The organism is Clostridium tarantellae (genome assembly GCF_009295725.1).
Taxonomy (GTDB): Bacteria; Bacillota; Clostridia; order Clostridiales; family Clostridiaceae; genus Sarcina; species Sarcina tarantellae.
This window is the reverse complement of record NZ_WHJC01000011.1, coordinates 21,183-31,407: the sequence shown is the minus strand read 5'-3', so window position 1 is coordinate 31,407 and position 10,225 is coordinate 21,183. Positions and strand designations below refer to the sequence as shown.

At 27.4% G+C, this 10,225-nt stretch carries 9 protein-coding genes, 8 tRNA genes and 1 riboswitch; of the genes, 2 read left to right on the top strand and 15 right to left on the bottom strand.

Features of this window, described 5'->3' with window-relative positions; translation table 11 throughout:
- From GBZ86_RS02110 to recD2, 3 genes are all read right to left on the bottom strand, one after another.
- Nucleotides 1-596, bottom strand: a 596-nt coding sequence (locus tag GBZ86_RS02110; protein WP_152887282.1) for a ComF family protein, incomplete at its 3' end; no start/stop codon positions are given.
- Nucleotides 569-1,531, bottom strand: a complete 963-nt coding sequence (locus GBZ86_RS02105; protein WP_152887280.1) for a hypothetical protein — start codon at nucleotides 1,529-1,531, stop codon at nucleotides 569-571. The genes GBZ86_RS02105 and GBZ86_RS02110, both read right to left, overlap by 28 nt.
- A gap of 20 nt (nucleotides 1,532-1,551) precedes the next feature.
- Nucleotides 1,552-3,783 (bottom strand): SF1B family DNA helicase RecD2, encoded by a 2,232-nt coding sequence (recD2, locus tag GBZ86_RS02100; protein ID WP_152887278.1) that lies wholly within the window; start codon nucleotides 3,781-3,783, stop codon nucleotides 1,552-1,554.
- 136 nt (nucleotides 3,784-3,919) lie between these two features.
- On the opposite strand from recD2, the gene nagA reads away from it, so the two are divergent.
- Nucleotides 3,920-5,059: an N-acetylglucosamine-6-phosphate deacetylase gene (nagA, locus tag GBZ86_RS02095; protein WP_152887276.1), complete on the top strand. Its 1,140-nt coding sequence runs from the start codon at nucleotides 3,920-3,922 to the stop codon at nucleotides 5,057-5,059.
- Between the two features lie 86 nt (nucleotides 5,060-5,145).
- Here the strand turns inward: nagA and metK are convergent, their stop codons facing one another.
- The 10 genes from metK to GBZ86_RS02045 all read right to left on the bottom strand — a co-directional run bounded on the left by metK (nucleotide 5,146) and on the right by GBZ86_RS02045 (nucleotide 8,144).
- Nucleotides 5,146-6,321, bottom strand: a complete 1,176-nt coding sequence (metK, locus tag GBZ86_RS02090) for a methionine adenosyltransferase (RefSeq protein ID WP_152887274.1) — start codon at nucleotides 6,319-6,321, stop codon at nucleotides 5,146-5,148.
- 128 nt (nucleotides 6,322-6,449) lie between these two features.
- A riboswitch (SAM riboswitch) is annotated at nucleotides 6,450-6,555 on the bottom strand.
- A gap of 84 nt (nucleotides 6,556-6,639) precedes the next feature.
- Nucleotides 6,640-6,725: transfer RNA gene (locus GBZ86_RS02085), tRNA-Tyr, on the bottom strand.
- 5 nt (nucleotides 6,726-6,730) lie between these two features.
- A tRNA-Thr gene (locus GBZ86_RS02080) sits at nucleotides 6,731-6,806 on the bottom strand.
- A 16-nt stretch (nucleotides 6,807-6,822) separates the two neighbouring features.
- Nucleotides 6,823-6,898, bottom strand: a tRNA-Val gene (locus GBZ86_RS02075).
- Nucleotides 6,899-6,905: 7 nt separating this feature from the next.
- Nucleotides 6,906-6,991 (bottom strand) — tRNA-Tyr (locus tag GBZ86_RS02070).
- 5 nt (nucleotides 6,992-6,996) lie between these two features.
- Nucleotides 6,997-7,072: transfer RNA gene (locus GBZ86_RS02065), tRNA-Thr, on the bottom strand.
- Nucleotides 7,073-7,091: 19 nt separating this feature from the next.
- Nucleotides 7,092-7,167, bottom strand: a tRNA-Val gene (locus GBZ86_RS02060).
- Nucleotides 7,168-7,176: 9 nt separating this feature from the next.
- Nucleotides 7,177-7,262, bottom strand: a tRNA-Tyr gene (locus GBZ86_RS02055).
- Nucleotides 7,263-7,267: 5 nt separating this feature from the next.
- Nucleotides 7,268-7,343, bottom strand: a tRNA-Thr gene (locus GBZ86_RS02050).
- A gap of 147 nt (nucleotides 7,344-7,490) precedes the next feature.
- Complete coding sequence (locus tag GBZ86_RS02045; protein ID WP_152887272.1) at nucleotides 7,491-8,144, bottom strand: hypothetical protein; 654 nt, start codon at nucleotides 8,142-8,144, stop codon at nucleotides 7,491-7,493.
- 103 nt (nucleotides 8,145-8,247) lie between these two features.
- Here GBZ86_RS02045 and yyaC point away from each other — a divergent pair, with 103 nt between their 5' ends.
- A complete protein-coding gene (gene yyaC, locus GBZ86_RS02040) occupies nucleotides 8,248-8,772 on the top strand; it encodes a spore protease YyaC (protein WP_152887269.1) in 525 nt (174 codons plus the stop codon).
- 62 nt (nucleotides 8,773-8,834) lie between these two features.
- Here the strand turns inward: yyaC and mreB are convergent, their stop codons facing one another.
- Nucleotides 8,835-9,869 carry a rod shape-determining protein MreB gene (gene mreB / locus GBZ86_RS02035; RefSeq protein ID WP_152887267.1) on the bottom strand — a complete coding sequence of 345 codons (1,035 nt, stop codon included), beginning with the start codon at nucleotides 9,867-9,869 and terminating at the stop codon, nucleotides 8,835-8,837.
- A 90-nt stretch (nucleotides 9,870-9,959) separates the two neighbouring features.
- Complete coding sequence (spoIIID, locus tag GBZ86_RS02030) at nucleotides 9,960-10,214, bottom strand: sporulation transcriptional regulator SpoIIID (protein WP_152887265.1); 255 nt, start codon at nucleotides 10,212-10,214, stop codon at nucleotides 9,960-9,962.
- Nucleotides 10,215-10,225 lie beyond the last annotated feature (11 nt).

Genomic DNA, 10,225 nt, shown 5'->3' with positions numbered 1-10,225 from the left:
CAAGAAATTAATGTAGAACCTGTAGTAATAACATCATCTATTAATAATATAGTTTTGTTATTCAAATTAACTTCCTTTGAAATATAAAAAGCTTTTGACATATTTTTCTTTCTTTCTAATGAAGATAATAACTTTTGCTCTTTAATATTATCTTTTTTTATAATTATATTAATAACTTTAATATTAGTTTTTTTACTTAATTCTTTAGCCAAAAATTCACATTGATTAAAGCCTTTTTCTTTTAATTTTTTCTTTGATGTAGGAATATATAATATGTAATCAAATTGTAAATTATTTTCTTTTATTTTTTCATTCATTAATTCTACTAAATAAAGTCCTACATTAAAGTCTTTATTATATTTAAGCTTAAATATTAAATTTTTTAAAGTATATGAATAATATCCACACACATATAATTCATTATTATCTAAATATTCTTTGTCTTTAATTAGTTTCACTTCATTTAAACATTTTTCACATAAATATTCTTTTTCTAAATCCTTTGAACAATTAATACAAACACTTTTACTTGGATATATAACTTCTAATAAACATTCATATATATATTTTATAAATTTTTGTTTTCTTTTTCCCAAGCTATTCTATTAAATCTCCTTGCTATATTTTTAGCTTTTTCTATATTATTATTTTCTTTATTACAAATTAATAATAACTCTCTTTTATACTTCTCATTATTAGTTAAAATTCCACAGGTGTATAATATTTTTTTAAAGTCAAACTGATTATGTTCACTAAAATAAAACATAATATCTACATCTTTTATTTTATCTAAATAAACTTCTAATTCATTAGTTATTATAAAACAATTTTTGCCTCTATATTTAAATTTCTCTATATCTTTTAACAATTCATCTTTATTACTTTGTATAATATGAACTTCATTTGTTAAATTTAATTTATTTGTATAATAGTTAAAAATACAATTTTTTAATTCAATTGTTGGAGTATAAATAACTAATAACCTCTCTTCTTTTATAAACCATTTTAAATAATCATATAGAAGATATGGCATAGCCTTTTTTAAATTTAATCTTGTTTCTATAATTCTTGGCTCTATAAAATTTTCTTTTCTATTGAAATTAATAGTTTCTAATAATTGCACATTATTAAAAATTTCATAAGCAGAACAAAAAATAATTTTTTTTGTTCTTTTTAATAAAAATATTAATTCTTCTCTAAATTCAACTAATATCTTTTTAGAATAATAAGTAATATCATCATAAATAATCAAATCATAAAATTTATTACCAATTGAGTAAATTTGAGAGAATAAAATGTATTCAACATCACTATTACATTTTAATTCATTAATAATTTTTTTTTCTTTATTAATATATAAAACTTTTAACTTATTTTCTTTTAATAGCTCTTGAATAAATCTATATAATGAACTCATTTTTTGGTATGGCTCACATATTAAGTTTAATATTTTATTATCGTTAAAATACCATTTTTTAAGTTCATTAACTTCTCCTCTAATTAATTTATTTGCATTCATATAACAACTCATACCCACTCACTCCAATACCTTTAATGTTCAAACACATCATTAGATAGTACATCTTTTATTCTCCATTTTAATGATGAATATCTATCCATACTCTTTGTATTATTTACCATGTATTTTAATGCTTTTACAAATCCCACTATAACCACCATTTCTTTAGCTCTAGTTATTCCTGTATATAATAAATTTCTATTCATTAGAAATGGTGAGCCAATATAACAAGGCATAATTACTACAGGAAATTCACTTCCTTGACTTTTATGTATAGTTATTGCATATGCTAACTCTAATTCGTCTAAATAAATAAAATCATATACTACTTTTCTTTCTTCATCAAATATTACAGTTAAATTTTTTTCATCTAAATCTATTTTTTCTATAAATCCCATATCTCCATTAAATACACCTTCGCCTTCTTTTTCACCCTTACCTAAAACTCTATGCCATTTAAGAGAATAGTTATTCTTCATTTGCATAACTTTATCGCCTTCTCTAAATATTATATCTCTATATTCTTTTTCTTTTTTATATGGTTTAGATGGATTTAAAGCTGCTTGTAATTTATTATTTAAATTTAATACACCTAAATTGCCTTTTTTCATAGGTGCTAATATTTGTATGCTTTTCAATGGATCCCATTTAGAATTAAATTTTGGAAGTCTATTTTGTATTAATTCTAATATAGTTTTTAATATAAAATCTATATTTTCATCTTTTAAAAAATAAAAATCTTTATCTTTTCCATTTATTATAGGCATTTCACCTTTATTAATTTTATGAGCATTAACTACTATCATACTTTCTTTACCTTGTCTAAATATTTCTTCTAATCTAATGACCTTAGTAAAGTTACTTTCTATTAAATCTTTTAATACATTTCCTGGTCCTACTGATGGTAATTGATCTACATCTCCAACTATTATTAATCTTGTTCCTACTTTTATAGATTTTAATAATGCATTCATTAAAGATACATCTATCATAGATGCTTCATCTATAATAATTACATCTGCCTCTAAAGTTTGAACTTCCCCTGTAAGAAAAACAGTTTTTTCGTTATCTTGTACAACTCCCATATCTAACATTCTATGAATAGTTTTAGCTTCTCTTCCTGTAGATTCTGTCATTCTTTTTGCTGCTCTTCCTGTTGGTGCTCCTAAAAGTACTTTTAATCCACAATTCTCAAATATATCTATAATACATTTTATTATAGTTGTTTTTCCAGTTCCAGGTCCTCCTGTAATTATTTCTATTCCATTTTGAAATGCTCCAAGTATTGCCTCTTTTTGAGAATTTGCAAACTTTATATTATTTTTCTTTTCAAATTGAGAAATTAAGTGTTCCACATCTGCATTAACATTTTGAAAATTACTTATTGCTAAAGTTAATATTTTATTAGTTATTCCTAATTCACAATAATAATAAGGTATTGTGAAAATACATTCAATTTCATCTATATTTTCAATTTTAATTTTATTATCAACAACAGCATTTGCTATATTTTGTTCTATCACTTCTGGAGCAACAGTTAATACATCGCAGGCTTCTTTTATTAATAAATCTTTAGGCATATATGTATTTCCATTCATACAAAAATTATTTATAACATATTTTAATCCACTACCTATTCTAAATGGTGAACATACTTCTACTCCTAAAGATTGTGCTATTTTATCTGATGTTTTAAATCCGATTCCTGATATCTCATCACAAAGTATATATGGATTCTCTTTCACTATTTCAATAGCATTAGCTCCATACTTTTTATGTATTTTTAAACACTGATTTATAGTTAATCCATGTGATTGTAAAAATATAGATATATTTTTCAATTCTTTTTGCTCTACATAAGATTCTATTATTAATTTTAATTTCTTCTTTCCTATACCTTCAATTTCTTTTAATCTATCAATATTATTATCTAAAATATCTAATGTATTTTCTCCAAATTTATTTACTATTTTTTTTGCTGTAACTGGTCCGATACCATGAATTATACCTGAAGATAAATATTTTTTTATATCTTCAGAAGAATTCGGCATTATCTCCTCACATTCCTCTACTTTAAATTGTTTACCAAATTGTAAATGATTAATCCATATACCTGACAACTTGAAATTTTGTCCTTCTTTTGCATGGGGCATAGCTCCTACAACAGTATAAATTTTATTTTTTTCTCTTAACTTTAAAACAGTATAACCTGTATCATCACTTTTAAAAACTATATTTTCAACGATGCCATTTAATGTTTCCATATTTTACTGCTCCTAAAATACAAATTTAATAACTATTATTAATTATATCATATTTATATATTTTAAATCACAATTGTATTTTATTGACTTAATGTTGGTAAAAACTTAAGATATTTATTAGGAGGTGTTTTACATTATGTTAATAAAAAATTGTAATATTATTTACTTAGATAAAATAGAAAAAGGGACTGTATTAATTGAAAACGGTAAAATCAAAGAAATAAATCATGAAAATCATGAAAATTGTCATATTATAGATGGCACTGACTTATATTTAGCTCCAGGTTTTATTGATATTCATATTCATGGTGCTGGTGGTTATGATACTATGGATGGTACTTATAAAGCAATTAATGAAATAGCTAAAGTAATATCTACTCATGGTACAACATCATTTTTACCAACTACTATGACCGTTAGTTCAGATGACATTAGAAAAGCTGTAGCTACTATAAATGAAGCTAAAAAACAAGGAACAGATGGTGCTAATGTTTTAGGTGTACATTTAGAAGGACCTTTTATAAGCCCCAAAGCAATAGGTGCTCAAAATCCTGAATTTTTAATTCCACCGTCAATAGAAAATTTCAATAAAATAGTAGGTGATAATGAAAGTTGTGTTGTTTCAATAACCTTAGCTCCTGAAGTTGAAGGCGCTTTAGATCTTATAAAATATTTAAGCAATAAAGGAATAATGGTGTCTATAGGACATACTAAAGCAACATATGAAGAGGCTATGGAAGGTATTAAATGTGGTTGTAAACATTCTACTCACTTATTTAATGCTATGACACCTTTTACTCATAGAGAACCTGGAGTTGTTGGTGCTATTTTTGATAGTGATTTGATAACTACAGAAACTATTTCTGATGGAATACACATTTCCTATCCAAGCTTAAGAGTAGCTTATAAACAAAAAGGAACAGATAAAGTTTTATTAGTATCTGATGCTATGATGGCTTGTTGTATGCCTGATGGATTATATTCTCTTGGTGGACAAGATGTTGAGGTTAAAAATGGTGCCGCTAGATTATTAACTGGAAGTTTAGCTGGTTCTGTTCTAACTTTAGATGTTGCTGTTAAAAACGTTTATAACAATAGTAATTATCCTTTAAATGAAATAATTAAAATGGTTACTTATAATGCTGCTAAATATTGTAAAGTTGAAAATAAAAAAGGTCTTATTAAAGAAAATTATGATGCTGATTTAGTTTTATTTGATAAAGATATAAACATTAAGTATGTACTAATAAATGGTAAAATAGTTCATGAAAATTAATTTTATTTTTTTATAATTCAAATTAATTTTCTATATATAAAAAAAGTAGCAATATAATTATATATGCTACTTTTTAAGTTATATTTTTATAAATACTTTTTTATCTCTTCAACTTTATCTAGTGTTTCCCATGGAAGTTTAATATCAGTTCTTCCAAAATGACCATAAGCTGATGTTTGCTTATAAATTGGTCTTCTTAAATCTAAATCTCTTATTATAGCACCTGGTCTTAAATCAAATACTTTATTTATTATTGAAACTATTTCAGCATTTGTAAGTTTACTTGTTCCAAAAGTATCTACAACTATTGATACTGGTTTAGCAACACCTATAGCATAAGCTACTTGTACTTCTAATTTATCAGCTACTCCTGCAGCAACTAAATTCTTTGCAACCCATCTTGCTGCATATGCCGCTGATCTATCAACCTTCGTTGGATCTTTTCCTGAGAAAGCACCACCACCATGTCTTCCATATCCACCATAAGTATCAACAATTATTTTTCTTCCTGTTAATCCAGCGTCACCTTGCGGACCACCAATTACAAATCTACCTGTTGGATTTATATAATATTTAGTGTTTTCATCTAATAATTCCTCAGGAATAACTGCTTTTATTACATGTTCCATTATATCTTCTTGTATTTGTTCTAATGTTACTTCTGGTCCATGTTGAGTTGAAACAACTATAGCATCTATCCTTACAGGAGTATTTCCATCATACTCAACTGTAACTTGTGTTTTTCCATCCGGTCTTAAATAACCTAATGTACCATTTTTTCTAACTTCAGTTAATCTTCTTGATAACCTGTGAGCCATTGCTATTGGTGCTGGCATAAATTCTTCTGTTTCATTAGTAGCATAACCAAACATCATTCCTTGGTCTCCAGCTCCTACTGCATCAATTTTATCCATTTCACCTTTTTTAGACTCTAAAGCTTCATCTACACCCATAGCTATATCAGATGATTGTTCATCAATAGTAGTCATTATTGAACATGTATCACAATCAAAGCCAAATTTTGCTCTATCATAACCAATGTCTCTAATAGTTTCTCTAGCTACTTTTGGTATATCAACATAACAATTAGTTGTTATTTCTCCCATAACCATTACTAATCCTGTTGTTACACATGTTTCGCATGCTACCCTAGCATTTGGATCTTTCGCAAAAATAGCATCTAAAACAGCATCTGAAATTTGATCACATATTTTATCTGGATGTCCTTCTGTTACTGATTCTGACGTAAATAATCTTCTCATATTAATTGCTACCTATTTTATTTATGGTAGCTCGTCACCCCTCTCTATTTTATCTTTAATAATTTTTATATAAAAAAGCCTCTTCTTATACTTTCAATATAAGAAGAGGCTTGAATTATTCAAATCTCCTCTTATCTTGTAAAGTTATACTTTACTGGAATTGGCACCTTAGTGATTTCTCACTGGTTGCCGGGTTTCATAGGGCCTTTTTCCCTCCACCTCTCTGGATAAGAGTAATTATCTATATTATTCATTTATAAAATCAATTTATTTAACTATACTTTTAAATTAAAGAGACACTATTGATAGTGTCTCTTTTGGTGGTGGAAGAAGGATTCGAACCTTCGAAGTCGTCCGACAACAGATTTACAGTCTGCCCCCTTTGGCCACTCGGGAATTCCACCATGTGTGGAGCTGATGATCGGACTTGAACCGATAACCTGCTGATTACAAGTCAGCTGCTCTGCCAATTGAGCCACATCAGCGAATATTAAATTTAAATGGTGGTCACAACAGGGATCGAACCTGTGACCCTCTGCTTGTAAGGCAGATGCTCTCCCAGCTGAGCTATGCGACCTTATTAATGGTGGTGGAAGAAGGATTCGAACCTTCGAAGTCGTCCGACAACAGATTTACAGTCTGCCCCCTTTGGCCACTCGGGAATTCCACCATGTGTGGAGCTAGCGATCGGACTTGAACCGATAACCTGCTGATTACAAGTCAGCTGCTCTGCCAATTGAGCCACGCCAGCATATTTTATTAAATTTAAATGGTGGTCACAACAGGGATCGAACCTGTGACCCTCTGCTTGTAAGGCAGATGCTCTCCCAGCTGAGCTATGCGACCTTGTTTTAATGGTGGTGGAAGAAGGATTCGAACCTTCGAAGTCGTCCGACAACAGATTTACAGTCTGCCCCCTTTGGCCACTCGGGAATTCCACCACATATGGAGCTAGCGATCGGACTTGAACCGATAACCTGCTGATTACAAGTCAGCTGCTCTGCCAATTGAGCCACGCCAGCATATTTTAAATTTCATCTTTTCGGCGTCACCGCCAATCGACAAGATTTAGTATATATGTTATAGAGTTTTTTTTCAACGGCTATATTTGCTCAAAATAAACATTTATATATATTTAACTCTCTTTTTCTTTATTTTTTTTAAAATTACTAACTTTTACACTTTATTTTTTTTTCAATTATCTCAATATTTAAATATGGTTCTGCTATTTCCTTTAACTCCTCATAATCTTTTACAGATAAATTATTTTTTAATATGGTGAATATATCAACTGCTGCATCTAATTCATCATTTCTTTTAATATTATTTAATAATTCTTTATATTCATTTGATGATAAATTTTTTATTATAGATAGTACAGTTAGTTTATCTTTAAATGAAATCTCATTAATTAATTTATTTTTATCCATTTTAAAAACTTGAACACTTTCTTCTTTTTCAAAATTATAACTCTCTTTAACTTTTTTTTTATCATTTATATTTTCTTTATTATTACTTATAGAATTGTTGTTATACTCAAGTTTTTTTTTATCATTACACTCTATATTTTCCACATAATTTACATCCATGTTATTATCACTAAATTTTTCTTTATATTCATTTATATTATTTTCATAAACAATACATTCTTCATTTATTTCAAAACTATCTATATTCTGAACCTTTTCTTTATTATTTTTAGGCTCTATTCCTTTAAATCCGTTTATATAATTATTAACTAAAAAATATCTTATGTATAATAATATAACAATTGTAATTATAGTAATCACAATTATAAATTTACTTAAATCTCTTTTTTTCATTTTATTCACCTCACTAAAATTTTTTCCATTTTATTACTTTATTATACTTATTATTTAATAAATCCCTTGTTATAATCATATAAATTTATAAGGAGGTGGGAATTTGAAAAAAATAAAGATTAATTATAATTCACCTTTAGCATATTATAAAATTGCTTCTTTTTTAAAAGATTATATAACAGATAATACTATTATTATCTGTATTGGAACAGACAAATGCATTGGAGATGCCCTTGGCCCTTTAGTAGGAACTTTACTAAAAGAAAATCTTTTTCCTTTAAAAGTTTTTGGTACATTAGAATTTCCTATCCATGCATTAAATCTTGAAAAAAAATTATCTGAAATAACAACTTTGTATCCAAACTCTAGTATAATTGCAATAGATGCTTGTCTTGGTGAGTCTAAATCTATTGGTGAAATTCATACAAGAAATGAAGCCATTCATCCTGGAAAAGGAGTAGGAAAAAAACTACAAAGTGTAGGAGATACCTCTATTATAGGAATTGTAGATTCATCTGATAGTGTTGAACTTTTTACTAATCGTCCTATCCGTTTAAATTTAATTATGCAAATGGCTAAAGTTATATGTCATGGTTTAATTCATTCTTATACACTTAAAATCACATAAATAAAAACACTAGCTATTTTTATACGCTAGTGTTTTTATTTGTTATTTTTTCAAAACTCATATTATTTTACTAAACTAACCTCATTTTCATTTATTTCAACATAATTTTTATCAAAAATATCTAATACTTTTCCCGTACCCATGGCCACACAAGCTATTGCATCATTAGCAATAGTAACTTTAACTTTAGTTTCTTTTTGCAAATATATATCCAATCCATCTAATAATGCTCCTCCACCAGTCATTAATATACCTTCTTCTAATATATCTGCCGCTAATTCTGGAGGTGTTTTTTCTAACACAATATGAACTGCATATGCAATTAACTTTATTTGATCTTGTAATGCTAACCTTAATTCTTCTGTATTTATTTTTATAATATGAGGTAATCCTGTAATCATATTTCTACCTTTTACATCCATACTCTCATTTCTACTCGATTTTATTGCACTTGCTATATTTATTTTTAAACTTTCTGCTGTTCTTTCTCCAATCATCAACTTGTACTTATTTCTTATAAACTTTATGATTGCATCATCAAAATTATCACCTGCTACTTTTATTGAATGTCTAACAACTATTCCACCCAAAGATATTACAGCAATATCAGTAGTTCCTCCACCTATATCAACAACCATATGTCCTTTTGCTTTAGATATATCTACCCCAGCACCTATTGCCGCCGCTAAAGGTTCTTCAATTAAATATACTGATCTAGCCCCTGAATTCCTAGCAGCATCAATAACAGCTCTTTTTTCTATTTCCGTAGCACCTGAAGGTATACACGTCATAATTTTGGGTGCATATACTCTCTTTTTTCCAAAAACTTTTTTTATAAAATATTTGAACATTTTTTCTGTTATATCATAATCAGATATAACTCCATCTCTTAAAGGTCTTATAGCTATAATATTTCCAGGAGTTCTACCTATCATTTGTCTTGCAGCTTCTCCAACAGCAAGTACTTTATTAGTATTTCTATCTATGGCTACTACTGAAGGTTCTCTTAATACAATACCTTTGTTTTTCATGTAAACTAATACCGTAGCAGTTCCTAAATCAATTCCCATATCCGTTTTATTATTAAAAAACCACATTATTAAACACTCCCATATATCACTAAAACTTATTCTTTTATACTAAATTAAATTTAACTAATATTTCTTTTAATTATATATGGAATAATATTATCCTTCAATAACTTTATATTTGAGTTTAGTAGCTTTACCACCTCTTATATGTCTCTCTGCTTTATTTAAATCCAATATATTTTTTGCCTCTTCTGCTATACTTGGATTTATTTTTGGTAATCTTTCAGTCATATCTTTGTGTATAGTACTTTTACTTACTCCAAAAACTTTAGCTGTTTTTCTAATGGTTGCTCTAGAATCTATTATGTATTGAGCAACTTCTAATACTCTTTCTTCAATATAATCTTTCAAAACCTATACCT